The 17,857-nt window shown below is 49.9% G+C and carries 15 protein-coding genes and 1 tRNA gene; 15 read left to right on the top strand and 1 reads right to left on the bottom strand.

Translation table 11 applies throughout. The features are described 5' to 3' along the window. Window positions 1-73: 73 nt before the first annotated feature. The 9 genes from B7992_RS15050 (at window position 74) to B7992_RS15090 (ending at window position 11,798) form a co-directional block, all read left to right on the top strand. Entirely contained in the window at window positions 74-919 is an 846-nt protein-coding gene (locus B7992_RS15050) for a phosphatase PAP2 family protein (RefSeq protein ID WP_141100496.1), read from the top strand. A gap of 74 nt (window positions 920-993) precedes the next feature. After that, window positions 994-2,004 (top strand): UDP-glucose 4-epimerase GalE, encoded by a 1,011-nt coding sequence (galE, locus tag B7992_RS15055; protein WP_073161100.1) that lies wholly within the window; start codon window positions 994-996, stop codon window positions 2,002-2,004. Between the two features lie 95 nt (window positions 2,005-2,099). Continuing rightward, complete coding sequence (locus tag B7992_RS15060) at window positions 2,100-3,245, top strand: 1-deoxy-D-xylulose-5-phosphate reductoisomerase (RefSeq protein WP_073161099.1); 1,146 nt, start codon at window positions 2,100-2,102, stop codon at window positions 3,243-3,245. Between the two features lie 164 nt (window positions 3,246-3,409). After that, window positions 3,410-5,242: a glycoside hydrolase family 9 protein gene (locus tag B7992_RS15065; RefSeq protein WP_088666695.1), complete on the top strand. Its 1,833-nt coding sequence runs from the start codon at window positions 3,410-3,412 to the stop codon at window positions 5,240-5,242. A gap of 136 nt (window positions 5,243-5,378) precedes the next feature. Continuing rightward, complete coding sequence (gene rseP, locus B7992_RS15070; RefSeq protein ID WP_073234330.1) at window positions 5,379-6,758, top strand: RIP metalloprotease RseP; 1,380 nt, start codon at window positions 5,379-5,381, stop codon at window positions 6,756-6,758. Between the two features lie 434 nt (window positions 6,759-7,192). Then, window positions 7,193-7,648 (top strand): hypothetical protein, encoded by a 456-nt coding sequence (locus B7992_RS15075; RefSeq protein ID WP_088666696.1) that lies wholly within the window; start codon window positions 7,193-7,195, stop codon window positions 7,646-7,648. A gap of 1 nt (window position 7,649) precedes the next feature. Continuing rightward, window positions 7,650-8,375, top strand: a complete 726-nt coding sequence (locus B7992_RS15080; protein WP_088666697.1) for an FISUMP domain-containing protein — start codon at window positions 7,650-7,652, stop codon at window positions 8,373-8,375. Beyond that, window positions 8,368-8,562, top strand: a complete 195-nt coding sequence (locus B7992_RS15085; protein WP_088666698.1) for a hypothetical protein — start codon at window positions 8,368-8,370, stop codon at window positions 8,560-8,562. The genes B7992_RS15080 and B7992_RS15085 overlap by 8 nt, the downstream gene beginning before the upstream one ends. A gap of 209 nt (window positions 8,563-8,771) precedes the next feature. After that, window positions 8,772-11,798, top strand: a complete 3,027-nt coding sequence (locus tag B7992_RS15090) for a fibrobacter succinogenes major paralogous domain-containing protein (RefSeq protein WP_088666699.1) — start codon at window positions 8,772-8,774, stop codon at window positions 11,796-11,798. A 198-nt stretch (window positions 11,799-11,996) separates the two neighbouring features. On the opposite strand, the gene B7992_RS15095 is transcribed toward B7992_RS15090, so the two are convergent. Next, window positions 11,997-12,152 carry a hypothetical protein gene (locus B7992_RS15095; protein WP_176421970.1) on the bottom strand — a complete coding sequence of 52 codons (156 nt, stop codon included), beginning with the start codon at window positions 12,150-12,152 and terminating at the stop codon, window positions 11,997-11,999. Window positions 12,153-12,581: 429 nt separating this feature from the next. On the opposite strand from B7992_RS15095, the gene B7992_RS15100 reads away from it, so the two are divergent. The 6 genes from B7992_RS15100 to B7992_RS15125 all read left to right on the top strand — a co-directional run bounded on the left by B7992_RS15100 (window position 12,582) and on the right by B7992_RS15125 (window position 17,597). After that, complete coding sequence (locus B7992_RS15100) at window positions 12,582-13,532, top strand: PD-(D/E)XK nuclease family transposase (protein ID WP_088666701.1); 951 nt, start codon at window positions 12,582-12,584, stop codon at window positions 13,530-13,532. A 135-nt stretch (window positions 13,533-13,667) separates the two neighbouring features. Next, complete coding sequence (gene purD / locus B7992_RS15105) at window positions 13,668-14,945, top strand: phosphoribosylamine--glycine ligase (RefSeq protein ID WP_088666702.1); 1,278 nt, start codon at window positions 13,668-13,670, stop codon at window positions 14,943-14,945. Further along, window positions 14,939-15,409 (top strand): 5-(carboxyamino)imidazole ribonucleotide mutase, encoded by a 471-nt coding sequence (gene purE, locus B7992_RS15110; RefSeq protein WP_073158501.1) that lies wholly within the window; start codon window positions 14,939-14,941, stop codon window positions 15,407-15,409. The genes purD and purE overlap by 7 nt, the downstream gene beginning before the upstream one ends. Before the next feature lie 69 nt (window positions 15,410-15,478). Next, window positions 15,479-16,252 carry a DUF3108 domain-containing protein gene (locus B7992_RS15115; protein WP_249269425.1) on the top strand — a complete coding sequence of 258 codons (774 nt, stop codon included), beginning with the start codon at window positions 15,479-15,481 and terminating at the stop codon, window positions 16,250-16,252. Window positions 16,253-16,387: 135 nt separating this feature from the next. Continuing rightward, on the top strand, window positions 16,388-17,407 hold the full coding sequence (locus B7992_RS15120) for a hypothetical protein (RefSeq protein ID WP_073234337.1): 1,020 nt from the start codon (window positions 16,388-16,390) through the stop codon (window positions 17,405-17,407). 115 nt (window positions 17,408-17,522) lie between these two features. After that, window positions 17,523-17,597, top strand: a tRNA-Arg gene (locus B7992_RS15125). Window positions 17,598-17,857: the final 260 nt, after the last annotated feature.

Here is a 17,857-nt window from a genome sequence, read left to right on the forward strand (position 1 = left end):
AGAGAATCATCTAGCAAGGCTGCCTAAATGCTTCCACACATGTTGATGATGCCTCCGAATTCTTTCCATAATTTTGATTTTTCTTTTTACTGTTCTTGCTCACGGGCAGGAACCGGTTTCGGATACAACGGTGGTTCGTCAGTCAACGGACCATAAAAGTAATTCAGCCTCCGTTACTTTGTCGCCTTTCGATCACCTGGGTCAAAACATGCTGTGGAGTGCCTTTGGCTGGCCTCTCGCTTTTCACCTAGTTGGCGGTGGCGCAACCTACCTGCTTTCTACCAATGATGTGGATTTGAAGGTGGCTCGATTTGCGGCTCGTCAGAATGAGCTGGCCTTCGGTATCGCCTTTATGCCGGGAATGATGGCGGGAACGTTTTTCCCGTTTCTTGTTCCTGGCTATATGTACTTCTTTAGCGGCAATAAAACCTTGAACAATACCGGTGCGGTGGCGGCCCAGGCTACGGCGGTGGCGTTTTTGTACAACAATATCCTGAAGGCAATTTCGGGGCGTGCCCACCCGGTGGCGGATAGCAATAGCGGAAGCCTTTCCCGGGATTTTAAGTGGGGCTTTTTTAAGCGAGGTGTTTTTTATGGCTGGCCTTCGGGGCACTCCATGACCAACGCAGCCCTTGCCATGAGCATCGCCAGCTATCATCGTGACAATCCCTTCGTGGTTGCGGGCTGTGGCCTCTTTGCGGGCTATGTGGCGACCAGCATGGTCCTTGGTGCCAAGGGGGAGGCGCACTGGTTTTCCGATGCGGTGGCCGGTGTTCTGATGGGGGCCTCTATCGGGTGGTACATCGGAAATGCGTTCTATCGTGAAAAAAACGGCGCACCCGAAAAAGGGATGCGGGTTACCGTTGCGCCCCTATTTTATGATGACCAGAAAGGGCTTGTGGCCTCCTTGTATTTCTAGTCTTTAGACATGGGCGGTTTACTCTCGGTGGTGTGAATTATCTACATTATTTGTGGAAAAACATAAGGTCTTAGATGAATATTCTTCTTACAGGTGGCGCAGGTTATATTGGCAGCCACACCATCATTGAACTTGATAAGGCTGGCCACTCCGTGGTTGTGGTCGATAATCTGGTGAACTCCAGCGAGGAATCCCTTCGCCGGGTGGCTCAGATTATTGGAAAGCCGGTTCCCTTTGTAAAGGCTGACGTCCGTGATGCAGCCGCCATGAACGAAGTTTTTGAAAAGTATTCCTTTGATGCCTGCATTCATTTTGCGGGTCTCAAGGCGGTGGGCGAATCTGTTGCCAAGCCTCTGGAGTATTACGAGAACAACATGAACGCCACCTTCGTTCTGTTGGACGTCATGCGCAAGCATAACTGCAAGAACTTTATTTTCTCTTCTTCTGCAACGGTGTATGGCGATCCGGCCATCATCCCCATTACTGAAGAATGCCCCAAGGGTCAGTGCACCAATCCCTATGGCAAGACCAAGTCCATGCTTGAAGAAGTACTGATGGATTTGCAGAAGGCCGACCCTGAGTGGAACGTAGTGCTCCTCCGTTATTTCAATCCCATTGGCGCTCACCAGAGCGGTCTCATTGGCGAGAACCCCAACGGAATCCCCAACAATTTGATGCCTTATATTACGCAGACCGCCGTGGGCTTACGTCAGGAACTGGGCGTGTTCGGCAACGATTACGATACCCCCGACGGAACTGGTGTCCGCGACTATATTCACGTTTGCGATTTGGCTGCGGGCCATGTGTGCGCCTTGCAGGCCATTGAACGTAAGTGTGGCCTTGCCATCTACAACCTGGGTACAGGTCATGGCTATTCTGTATTGGATGTGGTTCACGCATTCGAAAAAGCAAACGGATTGAAGGTCCCGTATAGTATCAAGCCTCGCCGTGCCGGCGACATCGCTACCTGTTACTGCAACCCTGCAAAGGCCAAGGCTGAACTGGGTTGGGAAGCGAAGTACGGTATCGAGGATATGTGCCGCGATTCCTGGAACTTCCAGAAGAATAATCCCAAGGGATATTAAGAAGTGGTTAGTAAACAGTGGCTAGTAAACAGGGATCACTAACCACTAACCACCAACCACTAATCACTAACCACTAACCACTAATCACTATCATTATGAAAAATGTCGTTCTTCTCGGTGCTACCGGTTCTATCGGAACTTCTACTGTAGATGTTTGCCTTCAGCATTCCGACCTGTTCAAGGTCTATGCCGTGGCTGCAAATTCCAGCGTTGAAAAAGTTGCTGAAATTGTTCGCAAGTTCAAGGTGGAACGTGTTTGCATGTTCAAGCCCGAAGCCGCCAAGGAACTGAGTGCCATGCTCAATATGCCGGTGCTCTCCGGTATGGAAGGCCTCTGCGAACTGGCTGCCGACCCCAAGGCCGACATCATCATTAACGCCCTGATGGGTGCCGTAGGCTGCTTGCCCACCATTACCGCCATCGAACACGGTAAGCATGTGGCTCTGGCCAACAAGGAAACCATGGTCATGGCTGGCCCCGTTATCTGGGACAAGCTGGCTGAAAATCCCAAGGCGTTCATCACTCCCATCGACTCTGAACACAGCGCTATTTTCCAGTGCCTGGCCGACCGCCCCAACAAGGAAGTGGAATGCCTGGAAATCACCGCTTCCGGTGGCCCCTTCCGCACCTGGGATATCGAACGTTTTGAAAACATCACTGTTGCCGATGCTTTGAATCATCCGGTGTGGAGCATGGGCCGCAAGATCACCATCGACTCCGCTTCCATGATGAACAAGGGTCTGGAAGTTCTGGAAGCCCACTTCCTATTCCACATTCCTTATGAACAGATCAAGGTTGTGGTTCACCCCCAGTCTATGGTGCATTCCCTGGTGCAGTTCCGCGACGGTTCCCTGATGGCTCAGCTGGGTGCTCCCGACATGCGCATTCCTATTCAGGTGGCCCTCACTTGGCCGGAACGCCTGCCCCTGGAAACCAAGCGCCTCGACCTGCCGACCTTGGGTCAGCTGACCTTCTTCGAGCCGGACTTCAACAAGTTCCGCTGCCTGGCCCTCGCCTTCGAAGCTGGCCGCCGCGGCGGTGTCGTTCCCGCCATGATGAACGCCGCCAACGAAGTTCTGGTGGATCGCTTCCTGGATGGCAAGCTGAAGTTCACCGATATTCCTCGCCATGTGGAAACTATCATCAACGGCGCTCCCAACCTTACCGGTCATCTGACTCTGGAACAGGTTCTGGAAGCCGACGCAGAAGCTCGCCGCCTGACTCTTGACTTGATTAAGTAAATTCTGGCAGATTGTTGAATAAGGGTTCGCTTTGCGGGCCCTTTTTTGATGTGGAGCACATTTTGGAAACAGCTGTTACACTTGTAAACAGAATTAATGATGTTTTTTAGCTTTGTTCTAAAAAATCTCCTATATTGATTTTGAATAAGTGTAAGGAGATGTGTATGTTTTCAAAATTCGGTCTCAAACAGTTTGCGCCGTTGGCCATTTCTGCATTGACTCTGGCTTCTACAGCTTTTGGTGCCAATGCCTACATCAACCAGATTGGTTATCGTTCAAATGATGCCAAGGAATTCACCGTTCAGGATGTTAGCGGCCCTGTCGAAATCGTGGATGCTGCGGGCAGTATCGTCATGACAGCCACCCCGTCTGCCTCCGCCCTGTGGGTTCCCAGCAACCAGAATGTGTCTCTGGTGGATTTCTCCGATTTGAAGACTCCTGGTGTTTACTCTATCCGAGTGGGCGGCCAGGTTCTCCGCAATGATCTTAAGATTGCCGACAATACATTTGAAGATGTAACTAAGGCCGCCTTGAAGTGGTTCTACTATCAGCGTGCCTCCATGGCGTTGGAACAGGCCTATGCTGGTCAGTGGGCTCGTGCCGCTGGCCATAACGCAGGCACTTACCAGCTTCACAATTCCGCAGGTTCGGGCTCCATTTCTTCCGGTAAGGGCTGGTACGATGCTGGCGACTATGGTCGTTATATCGTGAACTCCGGCATCACTACTTATACACTCCTTTCTCTGTTTGAACACTATCCGGATTACTTCAGGACCCTCAAGTGGAACATTCCTGCCGAAGGTACTCTGCCTGATCTGTTGGCAGAAATCAAGTACAATCTGGATTGGATGCTCACCATGCAGGATACCGATGGTGGCGTATTCCATAAGTTGACCTCCCTTGGTTTCCCTGGCGATGACATGCCCGCTGCAGACAAACTTACTCTTTATGTTATCGGTAAGGGTAGTGCAGCCACCTTTGATTTTGCAGGCGTCATGGCAACCGCTTCCCGAGTCTACAAGGCCTACGATGCAACTTTTGCTGCCCAGTGTCTTGAAGCCGCCAAGAAGGCTTACGCATGGGGTGCCCAGAATCCCAATGTAACCTATTCCAATCCCCAGGGCGTTTCTACTGGGGAATATGGTGACCAGTGGCTCGACGATGAAAAGCTGTTCGCAGGTACCGAACTGTTCATTGCCACAGGGGATGCTTCCTACAAGCAGAATGTTTCTAAAGCCAATGTTCCCAACTGGGGCGATGTCTCTGGTCTTGCCGCCTATGGTGCTGCCACATACGGTACCGATGATGGTAGCAAGAACATTTTGATCAAGACCGCCGATGAATTTGTGAAACGTTCCGAAACAGGCTTTGGTGTTGTTATGGCTAAAGATGATTTTGTCTGGGGATCCAACGCAGTGGCCGCTAATCAGGGCATCTGGCTGTTGCATGCCTATTACCTGACTGGTGAAGATAAGTACTACAAGGCTGCCCGCAAGGTCCTGGATTATCTGTTGGGCAAGAATCCTCTGGACATGTCCTTTATGACAGGTTTTGGAACCAAGTCCCCGAAGAAGCCTCATCATCGTCCCAGTACCGCTGACAAGGTGACTGACCCTGTGCCCGGTATGTTGGTGGGTGGTCCTCAGCCCGGCGGTGAAGACATCGGTTCTGAAAGTTGGGAATGTAAGGACTACCGCACTGGCGTTCCTGCAACTTCCTATATCGACCACAACTGCAGCTACGCTTCTAACGAAGTGGCCATTAACTGGAATGCTCCGCTGGCTTATTTGGCTGGTGCAATCGAAGCCCTTAATGCTGGCCATGCTCCTAGCTTTGCTGTGGGTGGTGTGGCCAAGGGCGAAGCTACATCAATTAAACCCTCTGTGACAAAGCACTCCTCTTCAGAAGGCGCTCTCCGTATGCGATTTGTGGATCAGCAGGTCTTCATTGAACGCAATGGAAAACGTTTTGATTTGAAGGGTATGCAGATAAAGTAGTTCTAACCTTTTGAAAACCGGCCCTTGGCCGGTAAATAAAAAACTGCGGATGGGCGAGCCTTGCGGCTCGCCTTTCTGCTATAAAGCCCATAGTGTAACTCGTCGTTGCTCTCGCCTTTTGCTATATTGAAAAACGATGGAAAATGTCCTTGATAATGTTTTGATGTTTGTTTTGGGCCTGATTGGCCTGAGTTTTTTGGTGACTATCCATGAGCTGGGTCATTTCCTGGTGGCAAAGTGGAATAACGTCAAGGTGAACACCTTTAGTGTTGGCTTTGGCAAGAAACTTCTGAAGTACAAGGTTGGCGAAACCGAATACTGTATTTCCGCCATTCCCTTTGGTGGCTATGTGGCCATGGCCGGTGAAAATCCCGACAAGATCCAGGAAGGCGAAGCTCTGGATGAACGTGATTTTATGGCTAAGTCCGTTGGCGCCCGCGCAGCCATCGCCTTTGCCGGACCTTTCATCAACATTGTGTTTGCATTTGTCCTTTTGATGATTCTTTACATGGTGGGCGTTCAGGAACCCGCTAACAAGGAATTGATTATTGGCTTTGTAGGTAAGAATTCTCCCGCCGAAGTTTCAGGCATTATTCCCGGCGACACCATCACCGCCATTAACGGTAAGCCCACTCAGGGTTGGGATGATTTCCGCGAACAGATCGGCGTAAGCCTTGGCGCCAATGTGGAATTGGAAGTCCATCGCGAAGGTTCTGTGCAGACCATTGTTGTGGTGCCCGAAGAACTGGTAATTCCCGCACAGGACTCCACCGATTCCGAAACCAAGATGGGTATCGGCGATATTGGCATTTACCCTCAGAATCGCGTGATTGTCCGTTTGCCGCCGGTGGCAGGTTCCGCTGCAGAAAAGGCTGGAATTCTTCAGAACGATACCGTTCTTGAAATTAACGGCAAGCATATTGGCCGCTACGAAGATGTGGTCCGTCAGATTGATGGTTCCAAGGGCGAAGAAGTCCGCGTAACCGTTACACGCAATGGCGACACTCTTACTCTCCCCATGACTCCGGTCTATAACGAAGAATACAAACGCTATATGGTGGGTGTGCAGATGGGCTATGTCCTCTTCCGCGAAACAAAGTTTGTTCGTCGCGGTCCCATCGAGGCTCTTGAAAAGACTTGCGCTACCAGCTGGAAAATGACCACCAGCATCTTCCGTTATTTTGGCCGCCTCTTCAAGGGTCAAGTCAAGATGGACGCATTCTCCGGCCCCGTTTCCATCGTGGCGGTCATGGGTAACGTATGGATGAGCGGCTTCCAGGAATTCCTTATGCTCCTGGCACTCATCAGCATTAACCTTGGCGTGATGAACTTGCTTCCGCTGGCCATTACCGATGGCGGCCTGCTTATGTTCCTGGGCATCGAAAAGCTCCGCGGAAAGCCCCTTTCCACAAAGACTCAGACTATTATTCAGAACGTAGCTGCCGCATTCTTCATCAGCTTCTTCGTGTTCATCACAATCCTTGATTTCGGAAAGCTGAGCCTGTTCTTAAAATAAGTACATCGCGCACGCATCATCCAGCGCGCCATCTCACGCGTGTCATGAGGTCTTTCTCTCTCTCGTCATTCTGAGGCTTTTCTCTTTCGTGTCATCCTGAGTCACCCTTTTGTGTCATCATGGGCAAGGCCCCGGTGTCATCCTGAGCGAAGCGAAGGATTTAGCATCCTTATCCATAGTTCGGTTGACCTACGTCCCTCGTTAGTTTATATTTTCGCTATGCTAACTAGCCCCTCCAAAACAAGTATTTTCACTCGCCTCCACGTATTGCCATTAATGCGTGCTATTGGCATGAAACTTGCGGGGGGGGGTACGCACTTTCAGGCTTTGGCATTGATGCCGTAATTTCCTTTTTCAAAACAACAAAAATAAGTGCAACGGCCTTCTCTCTAACAGAGGAGGCGTGTTTCGCTGTATTCCATAAGGAGTAAAAAATGGATTGCAATTGCATTTCCGCTATTTGCGATATAGTTCTCGCAACGACAGCAGTCGTGTCAGCGATTTTCGCTTTCTACCAGTGGAACAAGTCCGTGAAGGTGAATAGTTCAATGGCGAACTATGACATCATAAAGGATTTGTATTCCGACCACTTAATGAATCTGCTGTACGAAATTGACAGGGAAACTGAATTTAAAAAAGTTGAATTTGGCACCGGTCGCGAAAAGTTAGTAGACAAATTGCTTGCCAAGATGGAACATGTGTGCTGGATGCTTAATCAGGGAATCATTAAGGAAAAGAACAACAATGTGCTCATCTATTGGCTTAACCGTATTTGCGCAAACAAAGAAATTCAGGAGTATTTATCGAATGTAAAAGCTGAAGTTGAAAAACAAGGCCACAAAACCCCGTATCAAAACCTGGAAAATCGCATCTATAAGAAGGAGAGATAATATGAAGAAAATAGCCATGTTCCTATTGTCGTTGTTGGCGGTTATGCTTATGGGCTGCGACGAAGACCTGTGCATGAAGGTTCACCATAGTGACGTAATTCCGGGTTTATATGGTGGTTATATCGGTTGTAGGTATGTGCTTAATGACGGCTCCGATGTTGTATATTATGGCGAATATTATGCCGTTAAATGTACGGACTCCTACGTCATCAAAGACAGTACTCGTGTACGTGATCGCTGGAGTAGTGATGGCTGGCGCTGGCTTAGGTGGCAAGGAACGTATCAAACTTTGGAACACTGCTTAGATGGTGTAGCTGATTACAGGCAGCGTGTTAAGGAAATAGAAAAAAAAGATGAGGAAGCTGTTAAGAGATATGAAGAAACCGCTAAGAAATACGAAATAGTAACTATAGGTGAACAAGTATGGATGTCAAAGAACCTTAATGTAAAAACTGTAGGTTCTTGGTGCTATGACAATAAACCTGAAAATTGCGAAAAGTATGGTCGTCTTTATACTTGGGCCGCAGCGATGAATTTCTCTAGCTCTTGTAATGAGGTGCGTTGTCAAGACCTCGTAGAGTATCCCCATCAAGGTATTTGTCCAAGTGGTTTTCATATACCTACAGAGAGTGAGTGGGAAGATTTATTCAGGGCTGATAAGTCATTACAAGAAATTGTCGCTGGAACGAAACTGAAATCTAGCTCAGGATGGGGGGGGGGTGGCTAGGTGGAAGGGCTTCGATTTTGATTATGATTTTCGTGGTGTCGGTGAAGTCGCCATCTTCTGGTCTGCTAGTCAGCCTCATAGCGATGATTACGAAGCCGTATCCATGTACTTGGACAACGACTACAAGGATACACACTACACCAGTTACAAGTACGACGGTTTTTTTGTTCGCTGTATCTTGGACTGAAGCAAGGTTGAAACTCAGCAAAGTTCTTCCCTAAGGCGCAGCCAAAGGGAAGAACTGAATTTTTAAGCAATTCCTATGCGACGCATTAAGAACTATCGAGAAAGAAAATCGCGGAAATAAAAACGATAAAAGGTGCCACCGAAATAAAAACCGAGGCATTGGTAATCAAGGATGGAAGCTTTCTAGGACATTAACGAAATGGTCAAAAAATGAAGAAAATTTTAATAATGGTGGGCATGTTGATAGCTTGCTCAATGGCTGGTACTTTGAAAGACAACCGCGATGGCAAAACCTACAAAACTGTAAAAATTGGCAATCAGGTTTGGATGGCGGAGAACTTGAATTATAAGACCAAAGAGAGCGTGTGCTACGGTAACAAGGACGCTAATTGTAAAGAATATGGTCGCTTGTACACCTGGGGTGGTGCTCAGAACGCTTGCCCAGCAGGTTGGCATTTGCCGACAAAGGAAGAATGGGAAATTCTGTTGAAAAATGTCGGCGGCAAAGAAACTGCTGGCAGGGCCCTGAAGTCCCGCCACGGGTGGAATGACGATGGTAACGGTTTTGACAACTACGGCTTCTCCGCGCTCCCTGCAGGCCACAGTTACCGCATTGGCAGTTTCGAATCTGCCGGCTACTTCGCCTACTTCTGGTCTGCCTCTCAGTTCGGGAGCGGTAGCCGCTACGCCTACCACGTGAACTTGAACTACAGCTTCGAGGGTGCCTCCATGATCTACGACGATAAGGGCTACGGTTACTCAGTGCGTTGTCTCCAGAACTCCAACGAGGAACGCGATGCGTCACTCGTCCGCCCTAGCGAAGCCGGGGCGGCCAACAAACAAAATCAAGGGAGCGTGAAGGATTCACGTGATGGCAAAACCTACAAAACTGTAAAAATTGGCAATCAGACCTGGATGGCGGAGAACTTGAATTATAAGACCAAAGAGAGCGTGTGCTACGGTAACAAGGACGCTAATTGTAAAGAATATGGTCGCTTGTACACCTGGGGTGGTGCTCAGAACGCTTGCCCAGCAGGTTGGCATTTGCCGACAAAGGAAGAATGGGAAATTCTGTTGAAAAATGTCGGCGGCAAAGAAACTGCTGGCAGGGCCCTGAAGTCCCGCCACGGGTGGAATGACGATGGTAACGGTTTTGACAACTACGGCTTCTCCGCGCTCCCTGCAGGCTTCAGAAATAACCTCAATGACTATTTCAGCGATGCCGGCTACTACGCCTACTTCTGGTCTGCCTCTCAGATCGAGTCCAATAGCTTCTACGCCTACCGCATGTACTTGTACTACAACCTCGAGGATGCCCGCATGAACTACGTCAATAAGTACTACGGTTTCTCAGTGCGTTGTCTCCAGAACTCCAACGAGGAACGCGATGCGTCACTCGTCCGCCCTAGCGAAGCCGGGGCGGCCAACAAACAAAATCAAGGGAGCGTGAAGGATTCCCGCGATGGCAAGACCTACAAGACTGTAAAAATTGGCAATCAGACCTGGATGGCTGAGAACTTGAATTATAAGACCAAAGAGAGCGTGTGCTACGGTAACAAGGACGCTAATTGTAAAGAATATGGTCGCTTGTACACCTGGGGTGGTGCTCAGAACGCTTGCCCAGCAGGTTGGCATTTGCCGACAAAGGAAGAATGGGAAATTCTGTTGAAAAATGTCGGCGGCAAAGAAACTGCTGGCAGGGCCCTGAAGTCCCGCCACGGGTGGAATGACGATGGTAACGGTTTTGACAACTACGGCTTCTCCGCGCTCCCTGCAGGCGGCAGACTCAGCTATGGCTATTTCTACTATGCCGGCCGCAACGCCTACTTCTGGTCTGCCTCTCAGTACGAGGGCATTGGCGACGACGCCTACCGCATGGGCTTGTACTACGTCGACGAGTTTGCCCGCATGGACTACAGCAGTAAGAACTACGGTTACTCAGTGCGTTGTCTCCAGAACTCCAACGAGGAACGCGAAGCGTCACTCGTCCGCCCTAGCGAAGCCGGGGCGGCCAACAAACAAAATCAAGGGAGCGTGAAGGATTCCCGCGATGGCAAGACCTACAAGACTGTAAAAATTGGCAATCAGACCTGGATGGCTGAGAACTTGAATTATAAGACCAAAGAGAGCGTGTGCTACGGTAACAAGGACGCTAATTGTAAAGAATATGGTCGCTTGTACACCTGGGGTGGTGCTCAGAACGCTTGCCCAGCAGGTTGGCATTTGCCGACAAAGGAAGAATGGGAAATTCTGTTGAAAAATGTCGGCGGCAAAGAAACTGCTGGCAGGGCCCTGAAGTCCCGCCACGGGTGGAATGACGATGGTAACGGTTTTGACAACTACGGCTTCTCCGCGCTCCCTGCAGGCAGCAGTTACAGCAATGGCTATTTCTACGATGCCGGCTACTACGCCTTCTTCTGGTCTGCCTCTCAGTACGATAGCGATAGCGACAGCGCCTACTACATGCGCTTGTACTACAACTACGGGGGTGCCTACATGTTCAACGGCAATAAGTACTACGGCCACTCAGTGCGTTGTCTCCAGAACTCCAACGAGGAACGCGATGCGTCACTCGTCCGCCCTAGCGAAGCCGGGGCGGCCAACAAACAAAATCAAGGGAGCGTGAAGGATTCACGCGATGGCAAGACCTACAAGACTGTAAAGATTGGTGACCAGGTGTGGATGGCTGAGAACCTTAATGTTAAAACCGATGAGGGCTCTTGGTGCTATGAAAACAAACCTGAAAACTGTGAGAGGTATGGCCGTCTCTATGACTGGGCCACCGCGATGGATTTGCCTGCATTCTGCAATAAAACATGTGAGATAACGGTGGAATATCCACATCAAGGTATTTGCCCGAAAGGTTATCATGTGCCAACAAGGGAGGAACTTGAAACCTTAATGGACGCTGTTGGTGGGTCTAGTGTTGCTGGGTCTAAACTGAAATCTACTAGTGATTGGAGTAACCGTGGCGATGGTACTGATGTATATGGCTTCTCCGCGCTTCCTGCTGGCGATGGATTTAGTGGAGACATTTTCTATGATGTCGCCGATAGTGCCATTTTCTGGTCCGCTAGCGGAACATTTACCCACTACGCCTACACTATGGGATTGGGAAACGGCGAAACAGGAAATGTGTCCTACAATGCTAGGCTTCGCGCATTCTCGATTCGTTGTCTCAAAGACTCAAATCCTGGCAATGGGGATGAATCATCTGAGGAGGATTCTGAGGAATAACCTCTGGTAGAAACTCAGAAAGATATATGTGACGAACAGATGTGGATGGTTGAGAACCTTGATGAACACTGTTGGTGGATTTAGTGGAAACTTCTTCTACGATGTCGCCGATAACGCTGAATTTTAAACAAAGAAAAAACGTAAATCAAAAAGGCTTCTGTCCACAGACAGAAGCCTTTCCCTTTAAACCCGTACAAATTATTTCTTGAGCGCTTCGATCTGCTCCCTGGAAAGACTTGTGTAGGCGATAATCTTTTCCATGGGCTCATTTTCGGCAAGCATCCTGCGGGCGGTTTCTTCGGCCTGGCGCTTTTCTCCGTCTTCAAAAATGGCGTCGCCGACAGTCGCAGCCAAGATTGCTTGGATATGACCGAGGCGCAGATTAATGCGCAATTTAATTGCGCAAATATACATCCATCTGGTGCAGTAAGTCAAGGGCCACGTTTTCGTGTCAACAGTTGTTTATAGAACAACCTTGACCTCGGTCATCCCCGTCAAGCGAGGACAGGTGCCCAATGGCAAGTAAACTTGCCATGGTCACGACACTCGTGTCAACAGTTGTTTCTAGAACAACCTAAGCCTCGGCCATGTCGATTCAAGTAAACTTGATCGCCAAGGCTCTCGTGCAAACAGTTGTTTGCAAAATGCGTCAGTGGAAACCTGGTCCCTTGTTTTTCTCGTAGCCTCTTTCTAAATTCCATCACGTAACATAGTTTGTTAGATCGCTTTACTGCCTAGGGCTTGCGCCCGGAAGCAGCGGCGGTCTTTTTTTATGGAGTGAAAATGAATCGCAAGGAATTTATCGCCATGGCGAAGGATATCAAAAAGAATCCCGACCGTCTGGCCCATTATCGCAAGATCTTCAAGAATGTCTATCCGTTCAGTGATGGAATGATCAAGATTTTATTGGCGAACGAAGCCAAACCGCTGCGAACCGTAATGTTCCTCAACGCAATGCTTGGCTTGGAGGGTGACAAGGCCATTTCGAAGTTTTCCCTAGGCGTGCAAGAAAACCCTGGCGTACTGAACGAGAAGACTGCAATCTTTGACATCTATGGTACTACCCAGGCGGGGGAACCTGTACTCATTGAAGTTCAGCAAAACTATAACCAGTTGTTTGTTGATCGTCTCATCTACTACACATCCCGTGTAATCAGTAGAACCGTGAAGAAATCCAAGTCCTACGACCTGCCGCGCATCTACATTCTGAGTATCCTAACCGAGGATCAGTTCGTCCTGGACCGAGACCATTACTACCACACTTTGGAATTGGTTCGCAATAGAAAGTTTTACTATAATAAACTGGATATCAACCTGGTGGAATTGGAAAAGTTCTTTGCTATTGAGGACCGTACTCCGCTGGAACAGCGTGAACGGAGCCGCCGAGCCGACATGCTTCGTCTCTTCCGTGAAATTCTGGAGGATAAGGAAATCACGGAGGAAAAAGCTGAAGGTCTCCTTGACAGGGAGTTTGCAAATGATGTATCTTTTTCCTCGTACACTAATGATGTTTTTCTTCTGGAGGCCGACGGCATGACTGATCTCGCATACGAAAAAGAAGGCTCGTACCTGCAGGGTAAAGCCGATGGCGAAGATATTGGCCGCAAGGAAGAACGCCAAAAGGCTTTGTCTGAGAAGTTGCAGGCTGCTCGCGAGATGCTTCGTGACAATATTCCTTTGGAAAAGGTCATTAAGTACCAGAATCTCACCGAGGAACAGGTAAAAGCATTGTAGCCTTTGCGAGTCCCCTTCCACATTTCCTGACAGCTTTTTTCTACTTTTGTTTCCGTAAATTATTCCACGGACTAGTGACGTTTTCGGGAACATCTCTCGTCTTTCGTCTCTCGTCTCACGCCTTAAGAGGTCATTATGAACATTCTCGTAGTCGGTAGCGGCGGTCGTGAACACGCCATCGCCCTCGCTGTTAAGAAGTCACCCATGTGCGACACTCTCATCTGCGCACCGGGCAACCCTGGCATGGCAAACCTGGGCAAGTGCATCCCCGTAGATGTGGCTGACCCCAAGGCTATTGCCGACCTCGCTGTTGCCAACAACATTGACCTGGCCATCATTGGACCGGAAATTCCGCTGGTCGCTGGCGTGGTTGACGAATTCCGCGCCCGCGGTCTTCGCGCTTTCGGCCCCACTGCAGGCGCTGCAGCTCTTGAAGGCTCCAAGGCTTTCTCCAAGGACATCATGAAGAAGTACAATGTCCCCACCGCAGCATTCGAAACTTTCACTGACCTGGCTTCCGCAAAGAAGTTCCTGGCAGAACATCCCGCTCCCATCGTGGTGAAGGCTTCCGGCCTTGCTGCTGGTAAGGGCGCCATCGTCTGCATGACCGACAAGGAAGCTGACGACGCTGTTGAAGAAATGCTTGGCGAAAAGGCCGTGTTCGGCGAATCCGGCAAGACTGTCGTGATCGAAGAATTCATGGACGGCGAAGAAGCCTCCATCTTCGTGGTCTGCGATGGCAAGGACTACGTGATCCTCTCTTCCGCTCAGGACCATAAGCGCGTCTTCGACGACGACAAGGGCCCGAACACTGGTGGAATGGGTGCATATTCTCCGGCTCCGGTCGTTACCGACGCCCTGCTGGACGAAGTGAAGAAGACTATTGTCGAACCCACCCTCAAGGGTATGGCTGCCGAAGGCAAGCCTTACACTGGCGTGCTCTATGTGGGTATCATGGTGACCTCCAAGGGCCCCAAGGTTGTGGAATACAACTGCCGTCTGGGTGACCCGGAATGCCAGATTGTTCTGCCGCTTTACGATGGCGACGTGCTGGCTCTCTTTGACGCTGCCGAAAAGGGCGAACTGGCCAAGCTTGGCGCTCCCAAGGCTCCCAAGGGTTCCGCTGCAATCGTGGTTCTCGCAAGCGCTGGCTATCCTGGTTCCTACGAAAAGGGCAAGGTGGTTACCGGTATCGAAGAAGCCGAAAAGAACGGCGCACAGGTTCTCCACGCCGGTACCAAGATGGCCGACGGCAAGCTGGTCACCAACGGTGGTCGCGTGTTCGGCGTCGTAGGTCACGGTGCAACTCTTCGCGAAGCTCTGGACGTTGCATACGCCGCTTGCGAAAAGGTTGAATTCGAAGGTAAGTTCTATCGTAAGGACATTGGTAAGAAGGGTTTGGTAAGATGCTAGTAGAAAACGCTAAGGTTGGTATCGTCGCTGGTAGCAAGAGCGACCAGGAAGTTGTAGACAAGATCACCGCTGTGCTGGACAGCTTCGGCATCAAGTGGGAATTCAACATTTACTCTGCACACCGCACTCCCAACGCTACTGCAAAGTACGCCAAGGAAGCTGAAGGCCGTGGCCTCCAGGTCATCATCGGTGTTGCCGGTCTCGCCGCAGCTCTTCCGGGCGTGTTGGCCGCTCACACCATCCTTCCGGTGATCGGTCTGCCCTGCGCTGGTGGTCCCCTGAACGGTGTGGACGCTCTCCATTCCATCGTCCAGATGCCCGGTGGCATTCCTGTTGCAACTGTTGGTATCGGTAACGGCAAGAACGCCGGCTACCTGGCCGCCCACATCGTCGCTCTCACTGACCCTGCCGTCAAGGCAAAGCTTGTGGAATACCGCAAGGGTCTGGGCGACATCGAAGGCTAGTAGGTAGTAGGAAGTAGACGGTAGGAAGTGGTTAGGATCGTGGAAAAAATCAAGTGCATATTTGGCTTTGTGTCTAAGTTGTTTTTTGCATTTGCGTTTCTAGGCCTGCTTTCTACTTCATCCTTTGCCGGTGAGCCGAACCTTCCCGAGGTCAAGGCTCCCTGGATGAAGGGTGAACGTCTGACTTTTAGTCTGGGCTGGGGTATCATTACTGCAGGCAAGGCCGTGCTGGAGGTCAAACCTTCCAAGGACGGCAAGACTGAATTCTACACCTTGGCTCATGACGAGGGGTCCCTCAAGAAAATCTATCCGGTGTCTGACACCATCTACACCCGCGTTCGTAACAAGGGTCTCATGACGGAAGTTTTCCGCAAGACCTTGAACGAGGGTAGCTACCATAACAAGTCCGTAATCCGGTTCGACCGCAAGGGCGAAAAGGCATGGCTTTCCGACACGGTCTTTACCGACGGAAAGGTTCGCAAGGTCAAGCGCTCCGCCGATACCGTCGTGGCCATCCAGGGTATCGAGCACAGCATCATGTCTGCCTTTTACCTGGTCCGAACTCTGCCGTTGACGGTAGGGGATACTTCTCGCTTTTCGGCAGTGAGCGGCAAGAAACGCTACGAACTGAAGGTCCTTGTCCATGGACGCGAAACCCTAAAGACCAAAATTGGCACGGTAAACACTATAAAAGTGGAACCCGTGCTGGATGGAGACGGCATTTTTGTGTCGAAGGGCCGCATTTTTATATGGCTGACCGATGATGAACGTCGTATTCCGGTCCTTATGGAGTGCGAAATTGCCCTCGGCTCCATAAAAGCCAAGTTGTTAAAAGTGGAATAGCGGGACCTTGGGTCGCACAAACCCGCTGTTTTTATAAAAATCGGCATTTTTAATCAACTTTTACATAAAGGCTTTTGCATTTGGCGGATTTAATAAGTTATATTCCAAAGGCGATTATATAATCAGAGGCTTTTGATGTTAAAAAAACTTTTGTTGACTACCTGTTTGACTCTCGGTTTGTCCGCTTTTGCGTCTGTATCTTGGGCTCAGGATGATGATGACGACGATTACGTCTCCGCTCCGTCTGTTGCTTCTGACGATGACGAAGACGATGATGGCTTTGTCTCTGCTCCGCCGAAGGCATCTAAGGGCAAGGCTGCCCGTGCTGCTGCCATGGACGACGATGACGAAGAAGGGGAAGATGAAGAATTTGCCAGCGGCGATCTGACTGTCGCTCAGCGCAAGGAACAGCTGGAACGCAAGAAGTTCGAAGAAGAACAGCGTCAGGATGAATACGCAAACTCCGAACGTCGTCGTGACTGGCTCCGTAACCGTCTCATTCTGCAGATGGGTATGGGTTCTCGCTATGCCTTCATGGGTGAAACCGGTATGGGTATGAGCTTCGGTATCGGTGCGGAATACGTCCTGCCGTTCCATCTGGCCGTATTCGGTTCTTTCGGTTTCCTGCCTAAGGGTACCGACACCGACTTCGAAGAATTTGAATTGGAAGGTGGCTCTGGTTGGAAGGCCGGTATTAACTACTACCTCTTCCCGAAGAATCCTCTCCATCTGGGTATTTCTGCTTCTTATGGCACTGTTTACTTCGACCATGACATCAAACCGGATAATAACGTTCGTGCCTTGATTTCTGTGGAAGGTTACCAGTTTGACGTTCTTATTGCCTATATGACCAATGAATGGTACTACCTGCAGTTCTCTATCGGTATGTACTATGCTCCCAAGCTGGCAAAGAAGCCTGCCCAGTGGGATGAATCCACCGACAACCCCAGCTGGGGCAAGCGTGAAGTGCTTGGCATGTGGCAGAATGGTCAGTGGGATTCCAAGGTGGTTAACCAGGACGGTATGAACAAGACTGGTATTGTCTTCGGTATCGCCATCGGTTATGCCCTGCCGGAACTCTTCCCGGATGACACCGAAAAGCGTCGTCGTGAACGTGAAAAGGCTCGTGCCCGTTCTAGCGCTGCTGGTCGATAACAGCTAACTTTTGGAACAAGTTTTAAAGAATGCCGCCCCAATCAAGATGGGCGGTTTTCTTTTTTACTATATTGCGAATCGCCTTGAAGAACGTTCAACGGTTCTAGAGGCTTTCGCTTTCGTAGCTCAGTTGGATTAGAGTGTCTCCCTCCGAAGGAGAAGGTCACGCGTTCGAGTCGCGTCGAGAGCATAAAAACGCCAAAGACCCATTGGGTCTTTGGTGTTTTATTTTACTAGGCGACGAGAACTAGTTCGACTCCTGCATAAGGCGAGTGCAGCGAACGAACTTGTTCGTTCATTGCCGAGCCGCGCAGGAGCTATCAAAACGAAGTTTTGATGAATCGCGTCGAGAGCATAAAACGCAAAAGACCCCCAGCGGGGGCCTTTTTTTATGTGGCGAATTTAAGTCGCCAAGTAAATTTGTTTAACTTGCCTAGAAATATACTCTAA

Source organism: Fibrobacter sp. UWH1 (genome assembly GCF_002210365.1).
GTDB lineage: Bacteria > Fibrobacterota > Fibrobacteria > Fibrobacterales > Fibrobacteraceae > Fibrobacter.